The organism is Actinomadura verrucosospora (genome assembly GCF_039540335.1).
Lineage (GTDB): Bacteria > Actinomycetota > Actinomycetes > Streptosporangiales > Streptosporangiaceae > Spirillospora > Spirillospora verrucosospora.
Genome location: NZ_BAABEV010000009.1, coordinates 165,740 through 188,886 on the forward strand (window position 1 = coordinate 165,740; position 23,147 = coordinate 188,886).

The window sequence follows — 23,147 nt, forward strand, 5'->3', positions numbered from 1 at the left end:
ACTCCCGCAATACTCTAGGGGAGCGGATAGAATTGCCCGACCGCGCCATCCCCAAAGCCCAGAGCATATTGACGCCCCTGATATTCGCCATAGATCTTGCCCCACTTACCCTGCGCATATTCCTGGCCGCTCAGTTGACGTTGATTCTGCCTCATTACAGCGGAAATAGCATTTTGTACATCATCCACGGTCATTTTTCTATCGAACAGAGTATTTCCGCCCGGATCTCCGCGAAGGTAGTTGGGATGATGACCCTCGAGGATATGGGCCATGTCCCGCCTCCTTAGCAGGAAGCTGTTATCTCCAAACTGGAAACGTTGGCTCTGCCAACCTTTGAGGGCGCCGCCGACCCCACAGCCCGCATTGTGGACCAGAACTGATGCGTTTCCGGTCTCCACATGGTACGTGTGCAGGTTGGCGACGGTGAGGTTGTGGACGCGTTGGTGGTGGGCGGTCCAGTGTTTGGTGGCGGTTACCTGGACGTAGGTGCCGGCGCTGGTGCGGAGCCACATGCCCGGTTCGAGGTCGGCGGCCTTGACCCACTTGTTGAGGCTTCCGGCGACCCAGAAGGGGTGGGCGTCGGTGGCGATGACGACGCCGGTCTTGAGGCGGAGAGGGCTGGCGGGTTTCTTGAGTTCCTCGCCTGCCGGCCAGACGGGGCGGAGGTCGGTGGCTTCGACAGTGATCTGGACGAGGTTCTTGGTGCCCTTGCTCGTGATCGTCGCCAGGACCGGCTCGGCTTCGGTCTTCCCCGTCTGCGGGTCGGTGGCCAGAACCTCGTCCCCAACTCTGACGTCTTCGATATTCCGGTAGCGACCGTCAGCAAGCAGAACCCGAGTTCCTGGTTTGAAGCTGCTGTGGCACTTTTCGGCAGCCTTTTCTACGCCTTTACCGATCGGTTTTGCAGCCTCACCGGTCTTTTTGCCGCGCCGGAATATCTTGGCCCCTCGCTTGAGGGGTTTGGCAAACTTTCCCACGTAGGGGACGAAACCGACGGCGAACCAGCCACACGATCCTCCGCTTTTTCCTGTGACGCACTTCTTCGCGTCGTTGTAGCCACTGAGATCCTCGGCCACGTCCTTGCCCAGCCCGAGCATGAATTTGAGGGATTCTCGCAGGCTCGGTCCGGGAATGTATCGGGGTTCGGGCGCGGCAAGGCCTTCCAGTCTCTGCTGCTGGCCGCCCGGTCCACACATACTCGTCTTGTACGCGTTAATCGGGTCACATCCGTACAGACGGAGGACGACGGGAAGTGCGCGGAAGTTGTTGTGGGCTTGCCCTGTCGGTGCGTAGTCCCCGCTGGAGTTGGAGCCTCCCCCACTTCCTCCGCCGCCATAGCCTGCGCCGCCGCCTGTGCCGCTTCCGCCGGAAGGGGGGAAGTAGTCCTCCGAGGAATTGGGGTCGCTCATCAGGCCGCTGGGGTCGGCGCTAGTGACGGGGTTGTTGTTGGCGTAGCTGTAGCCGTTCAGTTGCTGGGGCTCGGCCGGATCCATGAGGGGGTCGACTGAGATGAACCGGCCTGTTGCCGGGTCGTACTCGCGGGCGCCCAGATGAGTGAGGCCAGTGTTGTCGTTGGTGCCGCCAACAAAACCCTTGTCCATGGCAGTGGGCCAGATGCCGGTGGAGCCGCCGCGGTCGTCTCCGAAGGGCGTGTAGCGGCGCTGGCTGAGGTTTGCCGGGTTGGCGGCGGGGACGGCGAGCTGGGCGGTGTTCTGATGGTCGGCCGCCAAGAGAGTGGTGCCGGCGGCGGTGCGCATGGCGACCGTCTGGCCGCCGTGGGAGTAGTAGCGCGTGGCGGTGACATTACCGCCGCTGAGGCGGAGTTCCATGCCCGGCAGATACAAGACGGTGCCCGACTTGTCGCGGCGGACGAGCCGGTTGCCGTCGGCGTCGTAGACGAAGGTGGTGTTGCCCTGGGCAGTGTCGGTGACCTTGGAGATTTCGTTCTGGTGGTCCCAGGAGAACTGGAGAGTGTTCGTGCCGTCGGTGCGTTGGGTGGTGTTACCGCCTGCGTCGTAGGTATAGGTGAGGTTCTTTTGCTGTGTGCCGCCAGGCCCGTCGATTCGCTCGGAGTAACCAGCGAGTTGGTGTCCCTTGTAAGTGGGGTCTACGCCGGTGTCCCCTGCGTAGCGGTAGTCATGGTCTCCTTGCCAGGTACCGCCGGCGGTTCCGGCTCCCCAACTCTCCTCCTTGGTGCGATTCCCGTCCGGGTTGTAGCTGTACTTCTTTCGGTACGGAGCGGGACCTGCGACTTCGGCGGTGGAGGGGGTAGCGGCGCAGGTGGTGGTGTTCTGCGTCCAGGCATCGGTGAGGCGCCGCTGGAAGTCGTAGCGGAAGCACTGGGTGTCGGTGGTGACGCCGCCGGTGGAGGCGTGCCCGGTGATATCGGTGATCTGCCGGACGTTGCCAGCGTCGTCGTAGGTGTAGGTGGCGTCGCGGGCGTAGCCGTCGATGCCCTCTCGGCTGACGGTGGAGTGGGTCAGGCGGCGGGTGGCGAGGTCGTAGTCGTAGCCGACGTTGACGTCCTTGCCACCGGCTGACAGCACGTAGCCGCGGAGTTGGCCGATGTTGGTGTAGCTGGTGCCGGTGACGTATTGAGAATTCCCGGTCAGGGTGAGCGGCCGCTTCAGGTTCTCGGCGTCGTAGGTGTAGGTGAGAACCTCGGCCGGCAGGTCGCCGGCGGCGGGCTGGCTGGTGGACTGTACGGTCCCGTCCGGGTTGTAGGTGGTGTTGAACTGGTAGCTGTTGTCCAGTCCAGTTCCCTCGGCCCCGGTAGGAACGGTGATCGTTGTGCGCTTGGGCCGGTTGAGGTTGTCGTAATCGTCATTGCGGATCTTGTACTCGTAGGTCTGGCCGTCGGCGCCGGCGGCTTTGCGTGAGGCGAAGGTGAGCTGGCCTGGGCGTACGGTGTCATAACCCCACAGGGCGATCAGGGCGCCCTTGTCGCCGTCGCTGTTGGCGGCGTAGGTGCGAAGTCTGCGCCCGAGTTCGTCGTACTCGTGGAACACCTTGCCCGCGGAGCCACGGGAGTCGGTGGTGGAGACGACCTGGTCCAGGTCGTCGTAGGCGGTCGTGGTGGTGCCGCGATCGGGGTCGATGGCGGTCGTCTGGCGGCCGCGGACGTCGTAGCGGTACTCCCAGGTCTTGCCGCCCGGCCCAAGGATCTTGGTGATCCGATCGGCGGGGTCGTACTGATAGGTGGTGGTGACGTAGTCGGTGCCGGTCGGCGAGGCGGCGTTGTGCTGCCGCAGCTCGATGGTGCGGCCGAGCGCGTCGGTGTAGGCGGTGGTCGGCGTTCCCCCGTCAGGCGGGGTCTGCTTGACCCAGTCCCCGACCGTGTCGCTGCCATAGCTGTAGCCGGTGGCATACACCTCGGGGTTGTCGCCCGCGCCGCCCAAGAGCGCCTCGCGGGTCTTGCGACCAGCGCCGTCATAGCTGTACCGGGTCTGGCTGTGGACCAGTCCCTGCATCTCAGGGCCGAACAGGCTCGGGGTGGGGCCAGCCTGGTCGTTGTAGTAGCCGTTGTAGGTGTAGGCGACCAAACCGCGGCCGTCGTAGAGCGTGTCGGTGATGACCCGGCCGCCGTTCTGTCCCGGCGCCTGAGTCTGGCGGCCCCTCAGGAACCCGTCGTAGATCTCATAGGTCGGGCGGCTGAGGGTGCCGGTGTTAGTGACGGTGCGGGTACCGACGACGACGGGCGCGTTCTCGGCGACCTGGTAGGTGAACTCCGCGCTGGCGGTCTCGCCGCCGGTTCGGTTGCGGTCAGGCTCCCACACCTTGATGGTGCGGCCGAGCGCGTCGTAGTAGACGTCGGTTTTGGCGCCCGCTTCGTCAAGTTCGACGATCGGCAAGCCCCACGCCGGGTCCAGCGTCGTGGTGGTGGACAGCTTCAGGCTGCTGCCGTCGTCCTTTGTTACGGCCGGAAGCGTGGCGGTGACCTTGGTCGTCAGTCCCGGCGCCGTGCCCGCGGGGGTCTGGGTGAAGCTGGTGGTACTGACGCGCCCTTGGACGTCCGACGTCGTCGTGGGCCTGCCGTACCCGTCGAAGCCCGTGACGGCCGACAGCTTCTGGTAGGTCGGGCTGGAGCCGTCGGCGGCGGCGTGAGACACCAGCCGCTCGGTGTAGGTGACCCGCCCCTTGCTGATGGACTTGAAGGTGCTCTTGGGCGTCGACGAGGTGCCGTCGTAGTAGGTGCGGGTGTCCGACAGCACATGGACCCGGCGGTCCAATCCACTCCAGAGACAACTGCCCTGAGTGACCTCCTTCTCCGCAATGTTGCTGCGCAGCCAGGCGGTGGTGTTGTCGGCGTAGGTGTAGCGAGTGCAGCGGTCGTCGCTGCTCACCGCTAGGTCCCCGTTGTCGGACGTCCAGTTGACCCGCCCGGTGTCGTGGTCGTAGTCGGTGCGGACCTCGGTCTTGCGCCACTGGCCGGGCCCTAGCGGGGTGAACGTCCGGGCGTATTCGACGCCCACAATGTTGGCGGTGACGGTACCCCAGGACCTGGTCTTGGAGGCGGTCTGATAGCGGACCGGCAGATTCTGCGTCCACTCCAAGGTCTGGCCGCCGGGTTTGTCCAGCTGTACCGAGCGCAGTTCCTGGCCGGCGAAGGAGTCGTAGTCGGTCACCGTGCCGCCGTCGCCGTTGTCGACGGTTACCGTACGCTTCTGGTCCGGGTCGGTTGCCGAATTCCGGTCGCCGTGCATACCGCGCAGGAAATAATGGTCGGTCTGAGCGACCATGCCGTCGGCGAGGTCGGAACCGGTCAACACGCTGACCTTGCCGTAGCCGCGCCACTGGCTCCAGGTCTTGTATTTCTCCTTGGTCAAGCCGTCGTCATCATCGAAATGCCAGGCGCCGCCCCCGGCGTCGTCGTACACGTACTTGGTCACCATGTCTGCGCTGCGACCGGTACGGTCACGAGCGATCACGTGGGTGACGACATACTTGTGGAACCAGTCCAGTGTCGGCTTGATGTCGCCGTCATGTGCCCAGTAGACAGGGAAGCATCGTTTGGTGTTGGTTTCTGGGTCCGGCAAATTGGCGGTAGTGCATTGTGCCGTGCTGTAGGCGACGGAGATCTCGCCACCGGATTCGTCGGCGACGTAGTCCAGTCGATAGCGCATGAGACCGCCGGTGTCACCGGCCCGGACGCGGTTGTAGCGCTCCTCGTAGTCGAAGGTCACCTTCGGCAGAGTGATCGCCGTACTGGCGGCGTGGCCGGTGTGCTGGATGGACGTGGCCAGCAGTGCCCGCGCGTAGTCGGCGGTGCCCCACTTGTGCGTCAGCGTCCAGGAGTCGACGTCCCGCCAGGTCCCGTCGCTCTTGATCACCTGGGTCTTCACCGACTCCAGGCGCTTGCGCGTCCAGAAGGACGGCGAGACGGTGCCCTTGAAGTCCTTGCACTCGGTCCCGGACTCGCAGTTGAGATCGTAGGGCGTGTCCGGCCACAGGTTCGGATTGGTCTCGATCTTGGACGGGTCACAGTTGGCGTCGGTGTCCAGGCAGCGTTCCTTGCTGTTGAACATCACTCGGGCAGGCGCCTTTGCCCACAGATTGTCCGAGCGCAACCCGTACTCGATGCGGTTCAGTACACCGCTGCGAACATAAGGGGTCTCGTCTTCGGGCTTGAGGTTGCGGCCGTAGTAGTTGGTCTCCTTGTCGTAGTAATAGGTGACCGCGTTGCCCTCGGGGTCGACAACATAGTCCAGGTTCCACCGCCATGCCTGCTGGCACCAGGAGTCCTTGAACGTATCCTTATGACAAGGATCGGTCGCGTCGTTGCCGAACACCGGCATGGTCCAGGTCGAATTGGTCACCGGGTTGTTCGTCGACCATTCGTCTAGACGATGCTTGCCGAAGAAGTAGACAGTGCCGTCGGTGGTGGTGACCTTCCAGTACTCGTTGTTGTCGTCCCCGTTGCCGGTTTTGGCGTCGTCGCCCGTCAGCTTCTCGATGCGAGTGCCGTCATCGTTCTTCAAACGCCATTTGCCGTCACCGTCTGGGATGAGTTCACCGCCACGCCCGTTCAGCTGCATCGTGGCGTTGTCATAGCCCCAGCACTGGTCACCGGGCGAGGTGCCCGCCTCGTCCTTCGGCGCTCCATCGTCTTCGCATGCCTTGTAGCGGCGCTCGATGAATCCCGGCCACAGATCGAAGCCATTGCCCACCCAGGACGATTGGGCATTGGTATTCGAGGTCAGACCATCGATGCTGCCTGAGGAGTAACTGAGCCCCACTTCCGGAGTCAAGCCACCGGGTACTGGAGGCACCCTCATGGGGTAGGACCAGTTGAACTCCCCGCTGTTCAGGTTCACGTTCCAGGTCGACGACGGCGACAGCTTGGTGGCCTTGAAATCGCCCTGCTCACCGGCGGTTCCCGCGGCGGTGGCCAGGACCGTCGGCCCCGCCGTGGCCGTCGGCTGCTGCGGTGACGCCTGCCGGGCGGCCGGTTCCGACGCGGCCCGTACCTGCGCGATCAGCGTTTTGTTCTTGCTGTCGTGGGTCGTCGCCACCGGAGTAGGCCTCCGGCAATCGGCCCGCTCCGGCGTGGTCAGGACGCACGCCGGATACTGCACCAGACGAAGCCGGTCGGCGTAAGCGCCACCGAACGCCGACGCGAACGACGCGTAGTTCAGCCCGACCCCGACCTGTCCCGGTGCCGTCGTGTCAGTGCGGGCAACCGAGATCATGACGCCTTGGACGCCGGCGCGTTGACTTACATTGCGGTCGACGACCTGGACCCGGACCTGCTCGGCCGCCGGTAGACCTCGTGACCCCGGACGCGAACCGAGGTGCGTCGCATCGTTCGGAGCGGTTACCCAGACGGGGAGATCACCGGCGCGGGCCCAGCGTCCCTTGGCGGGGACCTTGCTGGTCGCCGTGCCGGCCTTCGGCCAGCTCGGCGCCGGGGCCGCCTTGGTGGTCAGGTGCTTGTTCCCGGCCTTGCGCGGCCGCGCCTTCAGCGCCCGGCCCTTGACCGGCTTGGCGTCCTTGAACTGACGACTCGGCACCGGTTCGGCCCGTGCGGGCAGCGGCGACGCCAGTCCGATCGCCAGCACGGCGGCCATGCCCAGCGCGATCTTCGACCGCGCCCGGCCGTGGCCTCCCAGCAGCATCCGGGTACCGCGCTTGCTCACAACGCCCTCCAGGCGACGCTGCCCTCATCCCCGAGGGCCGACGAAGTGGTCAGCAGGAAATGGGTGTCGGCCATTCGACCGGGCAGGCCACAGTGGGTGTTCCTCGCCCGGCCACCGCCGTCAGTCGTAGGACTCGGGCAGAGGCGGGTTTCCGTAAGGAGTGTCGATCTGCTGAAGGTTGGCCAACGGCAACACCTCATTTGGGGTGAGGGCGCCCTTGACCAGCCATACATCGCGGATCAGCCCGGCGAAGTACTCGCGAGTGGGGTCGTTGTCGCCGGTCTTGCCATCGGCGAAGCGGCGGCCGATCTGCACGGGACCCGGTGCGTTGAACCCGATGACGCCGGTCCTCGCCGATTCGGCACTGGTGTTGCCGTTGACGTAGAGGGTCATCGTGTCGGTCTCCGCGTCGTAGACCAGCGCGAGATGGTCAGGGCCGGAGTCGGTGCAGATGTTGCAGGACTGCGACTGGTAGGCGGTGACCCGGGTGGTTCCGAGAGCGTCGGAGACGGAGGCCTCGATCTCCCAGCGGCCGACCCATTCGTCAGCGGGGTCGTCCCGGTCGGGGTCCCAGTTCGGATTCTTGGCCGCCTTCGGATTGAAGCGCACGGTGAAGGCGTTCTGGGTGATCCCAGCCAAGGAGAAGACCGTCATCGGAACGGTCGGTTTCACAGCGTCCACCCAGCCGGCGATCGAGAAGCTTCCGTCGGTGCGGACTACGGGCAGTGCCGTCCTGGCCCATTGGCCGCCGCCGGAGGTGTTGGCACCGTGGAGCACCAGACAGCCGCCGTCGAGTTGGTCGCAGGTCCCCCCGTCGGTCTTGATCTCCGCACCGCCGTACAGGGTGAGATCGTGGCCGGCGCCGGAGTCGTCCGGGACCACGCCGTTGGCCGGAGCGGTCGAGAGTCTCCAGCGGGCCTGGACAGTGGAGCGGTACCACCCGGCGACATCCTGGGCGGTGACGGCCCGGTCGAACACCCGAACGTCATCGATCTCGCCCCGGAAGAAATCGGTTTTGACCCCGTTGTACTTGGCGCGACCGACCGCGAAGGCGCCGCGATTCACGCCGGCCCACTGGCCCCCGTCGTAGGACGTGGTCTGTTCGAGCCTGCCGTCCACGTACAGGCTGATCGTCTTGGCCGCCGCGTCGTAGACGCCGACCAGGTGGGTCCACTGCCCGACTACCGGGGCCTGCGCCGACAGGGCTCGGACGCCGGCCGCATCGGTCTTGTCTCCGAGCACCCCGGAGAATGCCCACCGATCGTCGACGGGCGAGTACTGAAGGTACATCGAGCTTGCGACGTCGGCGTCCTGGGAGGCGATGGTGGAGACACCGCCCTTGGCCGCCAGCTTCGCCCACGCCGAGATCGCATAGTTCTTCGTCGGGTCCAGCACGGGCAGCCTGGTCTCGGCGTAGCCCGTGGTCGCCGGGTCGGCGTCGGCGTTCAGCTTCAGCGACGACGACCCGACCCTCGCCGGAGTACCCAGCGCGTAGTCGGTTCCGACCATGCGGGCCTCGTTGACCGAGAGGAGGCGCCACTGCTCCCACTGCGAACCGGTGCAGGTCTGCTGAAGGACATGCGCGCGGTTGTCCATCGATTCGCCATCGATGGTCAGGCATTTATTGCTATGTGCGGGTTTCAGCTGGAAGACGCCGTCCGCCTGCTCGACGCGCTGGATCCGCTGGCTCGGCACCTCCGCGCAGTCGGACTGGATGCTGTGGGCGCCGTCGGCGGTGGACGCGGGTGTCCCATCGATGTCGAGGCATTTGTCGCTCTTCTTGCTGACAAAGGTGTAGGTGTTGGTGCCGACCTCGTTGAGCTTCCAGCGTTCCCAGTCGACGCCGTCGCAGTCCCACTGCATGATGTGCGCGCCGGGCGTCGTCTGGCCGCCTTCGACGTTCAGGCATTTGCCGGTCTTGACGTTGACGGCGGTGAAGGTGTTGTTCGCCGCGATCTCTTCTCGGAGCCTGACCGTCCCGGCGGGGTCGTCGAGTTTCCAGTGCGCCTCTTCGCTGGCGACGCGGCGGACACGGAAGCCGTAGTCGGGAGCGGTGCCGGAGCGGCCGGCCCGGTCGACGGCGTGCACGTTCAGCTTCCAGTCGCCGCGAACATCCGGTGTCTTGGTGAACGTGCAGGCCGTCGTGGTGCAGCCGGGCGTCTGCCCGAGCACGAGCCAGGTGATCGGTTCGGCCGGGCGGCCGGGAGGCGTGAACTGGTAGCCGAACTTGACGATCGGTTCACTGCCGGGCGCCGCGGTGACCGTGAAGTCGCCGGGCTGCCCCACCCCGTCATGCTCGATGGCGTTGGCGGGGTACTTGGCGGAGGTGACGGTCGGCGGCGGTGGAGCGGCGTCGTCGTAGACGAACCAGCACTTGTGCCCCAGGCCACCGGCACTGGCCGGGGCGTCGGCCCAAGGGCCCGCGCCGAGCCAGTTGTGCCAGTCGTCGTTCTCCAGCCCGTCCTTGAAATCGTGCCCGCGGACGGTCCAGGCGAGCGGGACGTTCTTGGGGATGCCGCGAGACGACGCCAAGGCGCTCATTGCCTTGGTGAACACCTGTCCGGAGTTGCCGCCACCGGAGTAGACGGGCGTCGAGTCCGGGGCTGGTTCCGCCCCGATCCTCCAGGAGAAGCCGGCCCCGTTCGCGTCACCCCAGCCGATCATGAACTCGCCCTGAACGCGGTCACTGCCCTGCGGGTCGGTGATCTTGGCGGCCATGGTGGGCCAGACCCGCAGCCGGGGCATGGACGCGTCGTTCAGCCCGCACGGGTAAGTGCCGCCTTCTCCCTCCAGATGAACGCCGGACGGAGTCTTGGGCGGGAGGTTGTACAGGACGCGGAGGACGGCGTCGTTGTTGAATCGCTTCCAGCCAGTGGTGCTTCCCTCGTTGGTCGCCTTCAGGCCGAGCCAGAGAGTGCCGCTGCCTTTGGCCGTGTTGTCGACCTCGGTCTTGAGGGTCTCGCTGGACAGCACCACCGTGTTGTTCGCGCAGCCGACGCCCTCGTTGCCATAGTTGAAGCTTTTCTCCACCAGCTTGCGCTGCCAGAATCCGGAGGCTGCCTGCGTCCCCCAACTCGTCGAGCCGCCGACCCCCTTGGTCTTCCAGACCTGTGCCGCGGCCGCAGTGCAGTTGTAGGCGCCGGTCTGGTACGGCTTGAACTCCGCCCACAGAACGTTGGTCCGCATCACGGCCGAGGGAAGGACGAACTTGTAGAACAGCCGCTTGGTGATGGTGCCGCCGCACTGTCCCCCCATGTAGGGGTCGGAGTCCGAGCAGTAACCCATCCCCTCGTCTTCCCAGGAAGAGTCGGTGTACTTGGTCGACACCATGACCGCGGCCGACTCCCCCGGTCCCTGCCAGTCCGGGTCGATGTACAGCGGAAACGTCGTACCCGCCCCGGTCAGCAGACCCGGATCGGGAACCAGGGTCAGGTTTCCCCCTCCCACTGACGACTTGATGCGGCCCCGCTTCACACCGTCAGCCGGGGTCTCGGCGGCCATGGCCCTCTCGGCGAGAGTCGTCTTCCGGACGCCGCCGGCGGCCTTCCCGGAGGAGTCCCACATCATCGGCTCGGCGGCTCTGAAGACCGTCCCCCCGGCGGCCTCGTCCACCACCCGCATACCACCGGCCTTGTCGGCCTCCACCTTCATCCGGTCGGATTTCAAGCCCATGCGGACCGTGGCCAGCCTCGGGTCCTGTGCAGCGGTCGGGGTCTTGACGACCAGAACGTGGCTGAATCCACTGGGCTTGGCCCGCACCACCAAATCCACGTCCGGGAGGACGTTCTGGTACGTCGCCGATTCGCCATCGACGACCGGCGCCGGCAGTCTGCCATGCGGCCAGGTCAGGGACATGGTGCGCCCGGCCCGGCTCATCGTCGCGAACGGCCCGTCACCCCCGGCGGAGAACGCCAGACCGACGGTCGTCGCACCTGGTGCGAGCATGCCATCGGCGCGCAGCCGCAGCTTGGTGTCGATCCGCACCCACTTGCCATCACGCAAGGTGCGGACCGGCCGGGCGCTCACCGTGGCCTCCAGGCGGCCGTCCGGAAGCGCACGCACCTCGCGTTGCGGACCGGTCATCGAGGTGACGGTGACGGGCCGCTTCGACTTCAGCGCGGCCGCCACCGCTTCAGGCTGAGAGGGTGCCGCCTTGGGCGCCTCATCTGAATGGGCTGCGGTCATGGACGCGCCCCAGGGAATATTTACCAGCGACAACGGCAGTACCAGGGCGAACGCCGTAGCCGCACTGGTCGCGGAGAACGGCCGACTCCTCACGCGATGCGAGCTGGACTTCTGTGGCAGAAAACGACCCCAAAAGCTCACGGAGACCTCCGCGCACATAAAGTCCCAATAAAGTCGCTTTAACGTAACGTGACCGATCACGCTTCGGAAGAAGCGGAACGATCAAGGTATTGTGATCTACGTCACGACCGATTCGGTAACCCGACCCCACCACCTGCGCGTCCCCGCCAAGGCGACTTACGCTGACGCTTGCGGGCCACTACCGAGAGTGATGGTTGATTCTGCTTGGAACGGTGGAGCACTACAGCCTTATGGCGCCGTTCCGAGACAAGGAGATCGGCACGACTTGGCGGTGAGAAAGGAATCCGATCGGGTTCGATATGGCATTCTCTGACGCCGGATTCGGGGGCCTGGCCTCAGTTTGAGCCTAGGGGGATGCCTTGGGTTTTTGCTGCGTTCAGCCAGGTGGGGAACTCGGAGAGGATGCGCTGGTAGAGCTCTGTGTCGGTGATGGTGGCTATGTCGTCCACCGCGAAGAAGCCGGCGTTGTCGACGAGGCGGCCGTCGAGGGTGTCCAGCTTTTCCAGAATTCCGTACCTGCCGTGGCCGAGGCCGATGAACTGCCAGAAGACAGGCCGGTCCGACGCCTCGCGCAGGAGGCGGGCGATCTGGGCGCTCTTGGCCACGCCGCCGTCGGAGAAGAACAGCACCAGGACCGGTTCGCCCGGACGGGTCTCGTAGTACGCGAGGATGTCCTCGATCACCTGGGGCTCGTTGTTGCGGCCGCCGAGGCTGACCCGGCTCCCGTCGGCGGCGACGGCCTCGTGCAGGCGCACGTTGTCCCGCGTCCACGCGCCGATCTCGGCGACCCGCAGCGGGGGAAGCCGGGCGAACTCCGTCGCGAAGATCCACGCGTCCAGGGCGCCGTCGTCGTCCACCTGCAGGGCGATCGCCGCCATCCGCTCGACGATCTCGGCGACCACGCCCTCCTTGAAGAGCCTGCGCATGGAACCGGAGGCGTCCAGCGCGACGGCGACGCGGGCCCGCAGCCCGCCGATGCCCTTCTTCTCCAGCGAGACGCGGACGGTCTCCTTGCGCAGCGAGATCCGTTCCGGCAGGTCGGCCTCGACCGGCGGTTCGCCGGTCACGTCCACGCCGAGGTCGGTGGCGAAGCCGGCGAGGCCGCTCGCCCATCCCTGCCCGACCGCCCTGAGCTTCCACGCGCCCGCGCGCCGGTACACCTCGACGACGACCGCCACCGTCTCCCCCTCCGACATCGCCGGAGCCTCGAACCGGGGGCCTCCGTGCACACCGGCGCGCAGGGTGACGCCGTCGAACGTCCCCGGGCCGTCCACGCTGGCGACGAGCGCGATGGTCGAGACGTCATCGGGGACCGCGTCCGGGTCGATGACGATCTCGGCGCCCTCCAACCGGACCCCGTCCTGAGCGGGATGGTTGAAGAAGACCAGGTCGTCGTCCGACCGGACCCGCCGGTCATCGCCCAAGAGCACCGCCGAAACGTCGATCGGCGTTCCGGCGGCGGACACGGCGACCCTGACACGGCCGCCGTCCAGCGCGGCGTTCTCCCCCTTGCGCAGCATCGCCCGCTCCCTCCCCCGCCCTACGCCCGGAACCCTCATAACGTCCGACGCCGGCCACTGAAGCGGGGTTGGCAACCGGTCCCCGAGTCCCGGGGAAGCACCGGCTGTGCGCGCGGCCCGGTCCGCCGGCTCAGGCGTGCAGGAGGTCGGCGGCGGCGGTGTAGCCGTTCGGGTCGATCACGGTGCCCTGCTGCTCGGCCAGGGAGGTAACGGCGGGATCCCAGCGGAGGCGGGTGCGGCCCTCGCCGCCGGTGATGACGACCATCTCCCCCGTTTCGGGGGCGATGCTCTCGAAGCGCCGCCAGGCTCCGACCGGGATCGAGAGGGTGTCGTAGGGGCCGAGCTCCGTGGAGACCGGGTTCTCCCGGTTCAGGGTGATCCGCCAGCGGCCGCCGGTGACGATCAGCACCTGGGACTCGTCCACCGCGTGGGTCGACATGCCGCGTCCGGGGGCCGCGCGCAGGCGGGCGAGGCTGAAGCCGTGGGGGTCGGCGAGGCGCGGATGCTGGTCGCGGTCCTCGGTGATCCCGTAGCCGACGACGGCGGCCAGTTCGGCGCCGCCGGTCTCCAGGGCGGAGTCGAGGAACGGGGCCGTCGACCAGCGCAGGTCGGACGGGCGGGCCAGGCGCGTGCGCATCTCCTCGACGCCGATCCTGCGGAGCGTGGCGAGCTGGGCGTCGGTCAAGGGGCGCTTCAGCTCCACCCCTTGCGGGTACTCGCCCGGTTCGGTCTCGATGAGCCGGTTGTCCGAGGTGAGGTGCAGGCCGTACTCGGCGGCCTTCTCCAGGACGGACGGCGCCCAGATCAGGCCGCCGGAGCGGTCGCGTCCGAGGGCGGTGAACAGGAACGCGTCGTCGGTGCCGACGCTGGTGAAGCCTCGGAACACCCAGGTCGGGATCGAGATGACGTCGCCGGGACGGACGGTCACCTCGCCGTCGTCGCCGTGGACGCCCCAGCGGAACCGCCATTCGCCCGCCATGCAGACGAAGACCTCGGCGGTGAAGTGGAGGTGCAGGTTGTTGGTGACGCCGGCCGGCATCGCCGCCGCGCCCAGGTTGAAGCCGTGCGGCGCGGTGACCGGGACGGCCTGCTCGGCGTTCTCGGAGACGCCCGGCCCGACCATCGGATAGTTGATCTTGCCTTCGGAGCCGGGGATCTTCGTGTCGATGAAGGCGGCGGTGTCGACGGTGAGGTCCTTGCGCAGGATCGTCCGGGAGGCGAGTTCGGCGGCGGACACCTCGGGGGGCATGGTCTTGATCCTTTCATGCAAACGTATGCGTAGAACTTTACGATTGCAGCGAGGAAGTACGTTGTCAACAGCGTGCTAACGTATGCACAGCTTTTACAGAGAGGCGGAGCACATGCGCGACAACCGGCTCAAGGAGCTCTTCGGCGCGGGCGAGACCGTGGTCAACGCGTGGGTGTCGGCCGGCAGCGCCTATCTCGCCGAGACCCTCTCGTACTCGGGGTTCGACTCGGTGACCGTGGACCTCCAGCACGGCATGTTCGGGCTGGACACCGCCGTCCACCTGATCCAGGCCGTGTCCGCGGGGCCCGCCGTCCCCCTGGCGCGCACCCCGGCGCTCGACGCCGCCGTGATCGGCAAGCTGCTGGACGCGGGCGCGTACGGGATCATCTGCCCGGCCGTGGACGATCCCGACCAGGCGGCGCGGTTCGTCGCGATGTGCCGGTACCCGCCGAGGGGCGTGCGCAGTTACGGGCCGGCCCGCGCGAACCTCGCCCAGGTCCCCGGATACGTCGAGCGGGCCGACGAGCGGATCCTGACCTGGGCGATGATCGAGTCGCGGGCCGCCCTCGACCAGGTGGAGGCGATCGCGGCCACGCCCGGACTGGACGGGGTCTTCGTCGGTCCGAACGATCTCGCTCTCGCGCTGGGCGTCGAGCCCGGGCTGGCCGTTCCGCCGCCCGAGGTCGACGCGGCGCTGGGCCGGATCGCCGAGGCCGCGCACGCGGCCGGTGTGATCGCGGGCGCCTTCGCCGCCGGCACCGAGGCCGCGCTGCGGCTCACCGAGCGGGGCTACGCTTTCGTGACGCCGGGCGGCGACATGGCCCTCCTGCGGCGGGCCGCGTCGGAGGCCGTCGCGGCCGTGCGGGGGACGGCGGCGACCACGGCGCCGTCCGGCGGATACTGACCCGCAGGGCGGCGGAGGGAGGAACGGATGCGGGTGACGAGCCTGGACGTGGCGCGCGCCGCCGGGGTGTCGCAGTCCACGGTCTCGCGGGCGCTACGCGGCCATCCGGGCATTCCACCCGAGACCGCACGGCGCGTCCGGGAGGCGGCGGCACGGTTGCGCTACGTCCCGAGCGACCGGGCCCGCGACCTGGTCACGCGCAGCAGCCGCCGCATCGCCATGGTCGTCGATCTCGACAATCCGCTGTGGTCGCTCCTGGTGGGGCGGCTGTGCGACGAGCTGGACCGGCGCCACTACCGGCTCTCCCTGATCGCCGAGCACGGCGATCCGGACGACATCGAGTCGCAGCTGCTCGGCGGCACGGTGGACGGCGTGATCGTCTCCACCGCGTCGCGGGACTCGCGGCTCCCGGGCGTGCTGCGCGAGCGCGGGGTGCCGGCGGTGCTGCTGCACCGCTACGCAGAGGACGTTCCGCTCGACGCCTGCGTCGCCGACGACCGGCTCGGCGCGCGGCGCGGCACCCGGATCCTGCTGGAGGCGGGTCACCGCGAGGTCGGCGCGCTGCTCGGGCCGCGCACGGCGAGCACGGCGCGGGAGCGGGAGGACGGCTACCGGTCCGCGCTCGCGGACGCCGGGATCGCCCCCGACCCGGCGTGGGTCCGGCACGGCGGGTTCGACTTCGAGCACGGGCGTTCGGCGGTGGCGGCGATGGCCGCGGAGGGGCGGCTCCCGCAGGCGCTGTTCTGCGCCAACGACACGATCGCCCTGGGGGCGATGAACGGCGCGCACGAGCTCGGGCTGCGGGTGCCGGGCGATCTCGCCCTCGTGGGCTTCGACGATCTGGAGCAGGCGGCGTGGCCGCTGGTCGGGCTGACCACGCTGCGCGTGCCGTTCGACGACATGCTGCGCAGCGCGGTGGACCGGCTCCTGGAGAGGATCGCGGGGGACGACGGCGGGCCGCGGCGCGTCGTCCACCCCGTGGAGCCGGTCCTGCGCACCTCGCACACGCGCGGCTGACCTGGCGGGCCGCCGCGTCACCTCGCGAGCCAGCCGCGGAGGTGGGCGGCGACCTCGCCGGGGCACTCCAGAGGGGACATGTGCCCGCAGCCCGGGACGACCTCGTGCCGCGCCGTGCGGATCGGCTCGGCGAGGTCACGCTGGAGGGCCGGCGGGCTCACCTCGTCCAGCTCACCGCTCAGCACCAGCACCGGGACGTCGATCGCGGCCAGCGAGGGGTGGAGGTCGATCCGCGACTCCTGGGCGCGGAGCTGCCGCAGCAGGCCGTCCGGCCCCACGGTCCCGGCCATGTTCTCGTTGCGGGAGACCAGGCGGGGGTCGGCGCGGCGGACGGCGGGCAGCGTGGCCCTCGCCAGCTCGGCGGCGACCGCCGCGAACTCGCCTCGCCCGACGCGCTCGGCGAGCCGTGCCCATCCGGCGCGCTGGGCGGGCGAGCCCGCGCCGGCGCTGGTGTTGAGCAGCGCCAGCCGGGTGACGCGGGCGGGGGCCCGCCGCACGACCTCCAGAGCGACGATGCCGCCGAGCGAATGGCCGGCCAGCGCGAACCGCGCGGGCGACCGGTCGAGCACCCGCGAGGCGAGCCCGGCGATCGAGTCGTCGAGGTCGACGCGCGTGCGCAGGACGTTCGTCTCCGGTCCGAGCGCCGCGACCACGCCGTCCCACACCGTGGCGTCGCCGAGCATGCCGGGAAGCAGCACCAGCGGGCCGGCGCCGCCGCTCACCGCGCGACCATCCCGGCGGACAGGTCGATGTCGGCGCAGTGCAGGCCCGACATCATCAGCATCGCCACCACGGCGCGCCCGACCTCCTCCTCTTCGAGGAGGCGGCCGAGCGCGGCGCGGGAGGCGAACGCCGTCTCGGCCTCCTGCTCGGTGATGCCGAGACGGGCGGCCTCCAGCCGGAAGTTGCGCTCCATGCGGGGGCCGCGGACGGGCCCCGGCGACAGCGAGTTGACCCGGATGCCGAGCGGGCCCACCTCCGCGCCGAGGGTGGTGGTGAGGCCGATCACGGCCATCTTCGAGGCGGTGTAGGGGGTGCGCATCGCCAGCGGGCGCTTGCCGCTGACCGACGCGATGTTGATGATGTCGCCGGAGCCGCGGGCGAGCAGGGCGGGGATCAGCGCGCGGCAGACGAGGTAGGTGCCGCGCACGTTGGCGGCGAACACCGCGTCCCACTCGTCCGGCTCGATCTCGGTGAGCGGCCTGACCGGTCCGGCGACGCCCGCGCAGTTGACCACGATGGACACGTCCTCGCCGGCGACCGCCGACGCCAGGTCCGCCACCGAGCCGGCGTCGGCGACGTCGGCCTCGACGACGCGGGCGCCGGCGCCGCGGGCGGTCAGCAGCCGGGCCGTCTCCTCCAGGTTCGCCCGCGTGCGCCCGGCGCCGACCACGCGGACCCCGGCGTCGCCGAGGGCGAGGGCGATGGCGCGGCCGAGGCCGTTGCCGGCGCCGGTGACCAGCGCCGTCCGGCCGCGCACGCCGTCGAGCACGTCGCCCGGGACGTCAGGCATCGGCGCGCACCCCGGTGAAGGCGTGGTCGCTCCACGGCAGCGTTCCGCCCCGGTACTTCGCCGTGCGGACGTCACCGGAGCGGGCGTGGCCCTCGAACAGCTCCACCCGGGCGGCGCGGCCGCACACCTCGCCGAGCGCCGCGCTGGACTCGGTGTCGGTCACCTCCTGGTAGGTGACGGTCTTGAGGTACTTGCCGACCCACAGGCCGCCGGTGAACCGGGCGCTGCCCCTGGTGGGCAGCACGTGGTTGGTGCCGATCACCTTGTCCCCGTACGACACGCAGGTGCCCTCGCCGAGGAAGAGCGCGCCGTAGTCGTGCATCTTCTCCAGGGCCTGGCGCGGTTCGCGGGTGAGGACCTGGACGTGCTCGGAGGCGAAGGTGTCGGCGACGGCGAAGGCCTCGTCCAGGTCGTCCACCACGAGGACCTGCCCGTGGTCGCGCCAGGCCGGGGCGGCGAAGTCGCGGGTGGGCATGTCGCCGAGGAGCCGCTCCACGTGCGCCATCGCCCTGCGCGCCACCTGCTCGCTGGTGGTGACGAGCACCGCCGGCGAGTCGGGTCCGTGCTCGGCCTGGCTCAGCAGGTCGACGGCCACGACGAACGGGTCGGCGGCGTCATCGGCGATGACGAGGATCTCGGTGGGCCCGGCGAACAGGTCGATGCCGACCTCGCCGAACAGCTGCCGCTTGGCCTCGGCGACATAGGCGTTGCCCGGTCCGGCGATCATGTCGACCCGCTCCATGGACTCGGTGCCGATCGCCAGCGCCGCCATCGCCTGGACGCCGCCCAGCAGGTGGATCTCGTCCGCTCCGGCGAGGTGCATCGCGGCGACGGTGGCGGCGGGCACCTCGCCGCGGATCGGCGGTGTGCAGGCCGCCACCCGCGAGACCCCGGCGACCTTCGCGGTCACGATCGTCATGTGCGCGGACGCGGTGAGCGGGTACCGCCCGCCGGGCACGTAGGCGCCGACCGCGCGGACCGGCAGGTTGCGCTGGCCGAGGCGCACGCCGGGCAGCGTCTCCATCTCGAAGTCGGTGATGGAGGCGCGCTGCCGCTCGGCGAAGGCGCGGACCTGCCCCTGGACCCACTCGATGTCCTCGATGACCTGCTGGGGCACCCGCGCGACGATCTCGTCGATCTGGCCCGGGGTCAGCCGGAAGGCGGCGGGGGTCCAGTCGTCGAAGCGGGCGGAGTACTCGCGGACCGCCGCGTCCCCGCGGGCGCGGACGTCGTCGAGGATGCCGCGGACGGTCTGCGCGACGCGGCCGTTGTCGGCGGCGATCTGCTCGGAGGCGACGGCCTCCTTCAGAAAGGTGATCATTTCGTCCTTCGGGCGGAGGGGGGTGGAGACGGGAGGGACTCGTCCGCGGGCGCCCGGCGGGGAATGCGTCCCATGGACAGGCTAGGGAGCGCGACAGAACAGGACTAGACCGACTTATCCCACATTTGCCATAGGGTTCCCCTGTGACTCTGAACCAGCTGCGCGCGTTCCTGCTCACCGTCCGGACGGGATCCTTCACCGCCGCCGCGGCGGAGCTGAAGATGGCGCAGGCGTCGGTGTCGGAGCTCATCCGCCGGATGGAGGAGGAGGCCGGGCTGGCGCTGTTCATCCGGGGCGGCCGCCGCCTCGTGCTGACCTCGGCCGGCGCGGAGCTGCTGCCGTTCGCCGAGCAGGCCGTCTCCTCGGTGGACGAGGGGCGCGCGGCGCTGCGGTCCATCGGCTCCCTGGACGGCGGCGAGGTGACCTTCGGCCTGCTCCGCAACGCCTCCTTCTACCTGCTGCCCGACCTGGCCCAGCAGTTCCACGAGGCGTTCCCGAACGTCCGGCTCCGGCTCGTCGGGCAGAACTCCAGCGAGGTCGCCGCGGCCGTCTCCAAGGGAGAGCTGGAGGCCGGCCTGGTCGTGCTGCCGGTGGACGACGCGGGGCTGCGGGTGACGCCGCTCATCCGCGACGAGGTCTTCTACGCCAGCGCCGACCCCGAGCGGCTCGCGGCGCCCATGACGATCCGCCGCATGGCGGAGGCCGACCTGGTCATGTACGACGCCCGGTACGGCTGGTCCGACCCGACCCGCCGCCAGATCGCCGAACGGGCCCAGCTGGAGGGGTTGCGGATCGACCCGATCATCGAGGTGGAGCACGTGGAGGCGGCGCTCGCCCTGGTCGCCCGGGGCGTCGGGGACACGTTCATCTCCCGGGCCGTCGCCGACAGCCCGTTCTGCCCGCCCGAGGTCGGGACCGTCCCGTTCGCCGAACCGCTGTACGACACCATCGCCTTCATCCAGCGCACCTCGTCGGTGCTGTCGCCGGGCGCCCGGGAACTGGCGCGGCGCGCGCGGAGCACCCTGCTGGCCGGGATCAACGACCCGGCCCAGCGCGTCTACCCGGCGACGGGAGGGACGGCCAGGCGCCGCCCCGGCGTCAGCTGACCTCGGCGCCGCCTGGCGCCGCGTGACCTGGCCGCACGATCTCCCCGTACAGCTCGGGCCGCCGGTCGGCGATGACGTCGGCCAGGTCGGTGAGCCGCTTGGCTCGTGCCGCGGGGAGGTCGAGGTCGGCCGTCGCGTGGCCGTCCTGCGCGTCGGTGCTCGCCCGGACCCAGCCGTCCGGGTCGACGAGGGAGGTGCCCCGCGTCCACCGCTCCCCGCGCTCCAGCCCGGAGCGGTCGCAGCAGGCGACGAAGACGCGGCTGGCCCGGGCGGCGGCCATCGCGGCCACCACCTCCGGCGGGCGCTCGCCGTCCGGGCGCGGCACCACCGGCCAGTTCGTCGGCACCGCGACGAGGTCGGCGCCCCGCAGCGCCAGGGCGCGGGGCATCTCGGGGAACTCCAGGTCGTAGCAGATCAGCACGCCGATCCGGCCGTACGCGGTGTCGAGCACGGGCGGTTCCGCACGGCCGGGCGTGAACAGCGTCTTCTCGCGGTCCCACAGGTGGACCTTTCGGTAGACGGCGCGCACCCCCGTTCCGTCCAGCACCATGGCGCTGTTGTGGACGAGGCCGTCCGGGCCCCTCTCGCAGAATCCGGCGACGACCACGGCGTCGCCCTGGGCCGCTTCGTCCGACCACGCCGCGAGCCGCGGATCGTCCGCGCCGATGGACGCCGCCCGGGCCTCCTCCGCGCTCGCGAACAGGTAGCCGGAGGTCGCCAGCTCGGGAAGCACGACGATCCGCGCGCCGTTCGCGACGGCGGCGCGGATCGCCGAACGGGCGCGCCGGATGTTGCCGGCCAGGTCGCCGAGGACGGGCGCGAGCTGCACGCACGTCACCCGGGTCACCGTCGATGCCATCTCCATGTCCCCCGATCGCCGGGTCAGAGCAGCGCGGCGGGCTCGTCCCGGAGGAGTTGCGCCATCACGTCGAACTCGTTGAACAGCGCCCACTCCTCAACGATCTCACCGTTCCGGACGTACAGCTGCGACATGCCCCAGATGTGCACCTGGCGGCCCGTCGGCGCGCCGTACAGCGAGTAGCCCTTGTGGGTGCCCGCGCCGCCCCAGCGCACACTGACCCTGTAGCCCTCGTCCGGATTGCCCATCCAGTAGACCTCGTCCACGTGGACGCCGAGGTCCGGGAACGTCGCCAGCAGCGCGCGGGCCATCGACCTCACCTGCGCCCTGCCGTACCCCTGCCGGTTGGTGGCGCCGTACCAGCGGACGTTCTGCGCGTAGAACCGGTCGACGGTGCTCAGGTCGCGGCGGTTGTAGGTGTTGTGGAAGAGGGCGCGGACCCACTCCTCCACGTCGAACGGGCCGGAGGTGTCGGGCTCGGCCACGGCGACGGGCTTGCGCCCGCCCCGCAGCCGTTCCACCTCGGTCTGCTCGCGTTCGGTGTACGGCCGCAGCGCGCCGGCGTTGCCGAACTCCCGCGCGCAGGCCGTCACGTCGAGGCCGAGCTGCTGCAGCTTGGCCGCGGTGTTGTAGAGGACCCACTCCTCGTAGATCTCGTTGTCCCTGATGACGCAGTTGGCGATGACCCAGGTGTTGAGGCGGCGGTGGGTCGGCGGGCCCCACCGCCAGTGGCCGGTGTGGTCGCCGATGTTCAGCGCGCGGTGGGACGTGACGAAGCCCTGCTCGTCGTCGCCCGCCCAGATCACCTCGTCGGCGTAGTGCCGCATGTTGGGGAAGGCGGCGATCGCCTGGATCGTTCCAGCGACCATCTCCTCGATGCCGTGCCGCGGGCCGCTGTCGTCGAACACGCGGCAGCCCGGCGCGTAGGTGTCGTAGATGTAGCCGATGTCCTGGTCTTCCCAGATGCGGTGCGTGATCCGGACGATGTAGTCGACGATGTCGGTGTAGTGGTCCTCGAACCCGCGCAGCGACTGCTTCCGCCGGCTGTAGTCGCCGTCGGGAAGGGTGGCGCCCCGGCCCTCCGACAGGGCGATCGAGAAGTCCGCGGGCATGACGCGTCCGGTGGAGGACATCTCCGGCGCGGGCCGCGGGGACTTCTCCCCACCGCGCGGCTCCCCGGACTCGATGGGCACGTCCCGGCCGGTCTCCGTCACTTGCCGCACTCTTTCTTGTACACGTACTTCTGCACTTCCGGCGTGGCCAGGTTCTCGGGGGTCGCGAAGACGAGATCGGAGTTCTGGTCGCGCGGCACCGGCTTGCCCGCCACCGCGTCCAGAGCCGACTGCACGCCGATCTGGCCCTCCTGGTAGGGGTGCTGGACGATGGTCCCGGCCATCTGCTTGCCGTTGAGCGCCGTCTCGATGGGCCCGGAGATGTCGAAGCCGATGAGCTTGACCTTCCCCGTCCTTCCCGATTCACGCAGGCCGGTGACGGCGCCCTCCGAGTTGGTGGTCGACATGGCGTAGATGCCGGTGAGCCTCGGGTTGGACGAACTGGCGCTGGAGGCGATCGAGGACGCCTTGGCGGTCTCGTTCTTGCTGTACTGGGTGCCGAGGTACTTCATCCCCGGGTACTTCTTCAGCTGGTCGGTGAACCCCTTGGCGCGCGCCTCGCCGAGCGGGTTGCCCGGGTCGTTGTTCAACCCCATGACCTCGCCCTTGCCGCCGGTGGCCTTCGCCATCTCGTCCGCGGCGAGCGCGCCGCCCTTGAGGTTGTTGGAGATGATGTTGGTCGTCATGATCGAGCGGTCGTCCACGTCGCCGTCCACACCGATGATCTTGATGCCGGCGGCCTTGGCGAGCTTCAGCGGCGGGATCAGCGCCTTGGAGTCGGCCACCGAGATCATGATCGCGTCCGGCTTGTCCGCCACCAGCGCGTTGACGATCGCCGATTGCTTCGCGGGGTCGAACTCGGGCGGGCCCTGCACGTCCAGCTTGGCGCCGAGTTCCTTCGCCTTCTCCTGCGCCCCGCACGCGACGGTGTTGTAGAAGGGGATGCCGGTCACGGCCGGGACGTAGACGATCCGCTTCTGGCCCGAGGCCGCGTCCGCCCCGGAGCCGCAGGCGGTGAGGGCCAGGGCGGCCACCCCGGCCGCGGCGGACAGCCGCAACGCGGTGCTGTTTCTCATGAGGTCTC

13 protein-coding genes are annotated in these 23,147 nt (G+C 69.1%); 3 read left to right on the forward strand and 10 right to left on the reverse strand.

Annotated elements, in window-relative coordinates; genetic code table 11:
- Positions 1-14: 14 nt before the first annotated feature.
- From ABD944_RS13455 to ABD944_RS13470, 4 genes are all read right to left on the reverse strand, one after another.
- Positions 15-7,136, reverse strand: a complete 7,122-nt coding sequence (locus tag ABD944_RS13455) for an RHS repeat-associated core domain-containing protein (protein WP_345175881.1) — start codon at positions 7,134-7,136, stop codon at positions 15-17.
- Positions 7,137-7,256: 120 nt separating this feature from the next.
- Complete coding sequence (locus tag ABD944_RS13460; protein WP_345175884.1) at positions 7,257-11,264, reverse strand: LamG-like jellyroll fold domain-containing protein; 4,008 nt, start codon at positions 11,262-11,264, stop codon at positions 7,257-7,259.
- A 533-nt stretch (positions 11,265-11,797) separates the two neighbouring features.
- Positions 11,798-12,982, reverse strand: coding sequence for a VWA domain-containing protein (locus ABD944_RS13465; protein ID WP_345175886.1), 1,185 nt, complete (start codon positions 12,980-12,982; stop codon positions 11,798-11,800).
- Between the two features lie 130 nt (positions 12,983-13,112).
- Positions 13,113-14,231, reverse strand: a complete 1,119-nt coding sequence (locus ABD944_RS13470) for a cupin domain-containing protein (protein WP_345175887.1) — start codon at positions 14,229-14,231, stop codon at positions 13,113-13,115.
- A gap of 112 nt (positions 14,232-14,343) precedes the next feature.
- Here ABD944_RS13470 and ABD944_RS13475 point away from each other — a divergent pair, with 112 nt between their 5' ends.
- Together ABD944_RS13475 and ABD944_RS13480 are read left to right on the forward strand one after the other, a co-directional pair.
- Positions 14,344-15,135 (forward strand): HpcH/HpaI aldolase family protein, encoded by a 792-nt coding sequence (locus ABD944_RS13475; protein ID WP_345175888.1) that lies wholly within the window; start codon positions 14,344-14,346, stop codon positions 15,133-15,135.
- 27 nt (positions 15,136-15,162) lie between these two features.
- Entirely contained in the window at positions 15,163-16,152 is a 990-nt protein-coding gene (locus tag ABD944_RS13480) for a LacI family DNA-binding transcriptional regulator (RefSeq protein ID WP_345175891.1), read from the forward strand.
- Between the two features lie 17 nt (positions 16,153-16,169).
- Here the strand turns inward: ABD944_RS13480 and ABD944_RS13485 are convergent, their stop codons facing one another.
- The 3 genes from ABD944_RS13485 to hisD are packed head-to-tail and all read right to left on the reverse strand — an operon-like array spanning position 16,170 to position 18,986.
- Complete coding sequence (locus tag ABD944_RS13485) at positions 16,170-16,874, reverse strand: alpha/beta fold hydrolase (RefSeq protein WP_345175893.1); 705 nt, start codon at positions 16,872-16,874, stop codon at positions 16,170-16,172.
- Entirely contained in the window at positions 16,871-17,665 is a 795-nt protein-coding gene (locus ABD944_RS13490; protein ID WP_345175895.1) for an SDR family NAD(P)-dependent oxidoreductase, read from the reverse strand. Before ABD944_RS13490 ends, ABD944_RS13485 begins: the two co-directional genes overlap by 4 nt.
- Complete coding sequence (gene hisD / locus ABD944_RS13495) at positions 17,658-18,986, reverse strand: histidinol dehydrogenase (protein ID WP_345175897.1); 1,329 nt, start codon at positions 18,984-18,986, stop codon at positions 17,658-17,660. The genes ABD944_RS13490 and hisD overlap by 8 nt, the downstream gene beginning before the upstream one ends.
- 143 nt (positions 18,987-19,129) lie before the next feature.
- Between hisD and ABD944_RS13500 the strand changes: the two genes are divergently transcribed.
- Positions 19,130-20,092 carry a LysR family transcriptional regulator gene (locus tag ABD944_RS13500; protein WP_345175900.1) on the forward strand — a complete coding sequence of 321 codons (963 nt, stop codon included), beginning with the start codon at positions 19,130-19,132 and terminating at the stop codon, positions 20,090-20,092.
- Here ABD944_RS13500 and ABD944_RS13505 read toward each other — a convergent pair.
- From ABD944_RS13505 to ABD944_RS13515, 3 genes are read right to left on the reverse strand one after another with little or no spacing between them, the layout of a single operon-like run.
- Positions 20,085-20,951: a nitrilase-related carbon-nitrogen hydrolase gene (locus ABD944_RS13505; protein ID WP_345175901.1), complete on the reverse strand. Its 867-nt coding sequence runs from the start codon at positions 20,949-20,951 to the stop codon at positions 20,085-20,087. The two genes, ABD944_RS13500 and ABD944_RS13505, sit on opposite strands and share 8 nt — an antisense overlap.
- A gap of 23 nt (positions 20,952-20,974) precedes the next feature.
- Positions 20,975-22,165 carry an ester cyclase gene (locus ABD944_RS13510; protein WP_345175903.1) on the reverse strand — a complete coding sequence of 397 codons (1,191 nt, stop codon included), beginning with the start codon at positions 22,163-22,165 and terminating at the stop codon, positions 20,975-20,977.
- Entirely contained in the window at positions 22,162-23,139 is a 978-nt protein-coding gene (locus ABD944_RS13515) for an ABC transporter substrate-binding protein (protein ID WP_345175904.1), read from the reverse strand. Before ABD944_RS13515 ends, ABD944_RS13510 begins: the two co-directional genes overlap by 4 nt.
- Positions 23,140-23,147 lie beyond the last annotated feature (8 nt).

What these genes read in the sequence shown, in the direction of transcription:
- ABD944_RS13480 (WP_345175891.1), top strand. Translation starts at nt 15,163, where the DNA reads ATGCGGGTGACGAGCCTGGACGTGGCGCGCGCCGCCGGGGTGTCGCAG.
- hisD (WP_345175897.1), bottom strand. Translation starts at nt 18,986, where the DNA reads ATGATCACCTTTCTGAAGGAGGCCGTCGCCTCCGAGCAGATCGCCGCC.
- ABD944_RS13490 (WP_345175895.1), bottom strand. Translation starts at nt 17,665, where the DNA reads ATGCCTGACGTCCCGGGCGACGTGCTCGACGGCGTGCGCGGCCGGACG.
- ABD944_RS13515 (WP_345175904.1), bottom strand. Translation starts at nt 23,139, where the DNA reads ATGAGAAACAGCACCGCGTTGCGGCTGTCCGCCGCGGCCGGGGTGGCC.
- ABD944_RS13475 (WP_345175888.1), top strand. Translation starts at nt 14,344, where the DNA reads ATGCGCGACAACCGGCTCAAGGAGCTCTTCGGCGCGGGCGAGACCGTG.
- ABD944_RS13505 (WP_345175901.1), bottom strand. Translation starts at nt 20,951, where the DNA reads ATGGCATCGACGGTGACCCGGGTGACGTGCGTGCAGCTCGCGCCCGTC.
- ABD944_RS13470 (WP_345175887.1), bottom strand. Translation starts at nt 14,231, where the DNA reads ATGCCCCCCGAGGTGTCCGCCGCCGAACTCGCCTCCCGGACGATCCTG.
- ABD944_RS13465 (WP_345175886.1), bottom strand. Translation starts at nt 12,982, where the DNA reads ATGCTGCGCAAGGGGGAGAACGCCGCGCTGGACGGCGGCCGTGTCAGG.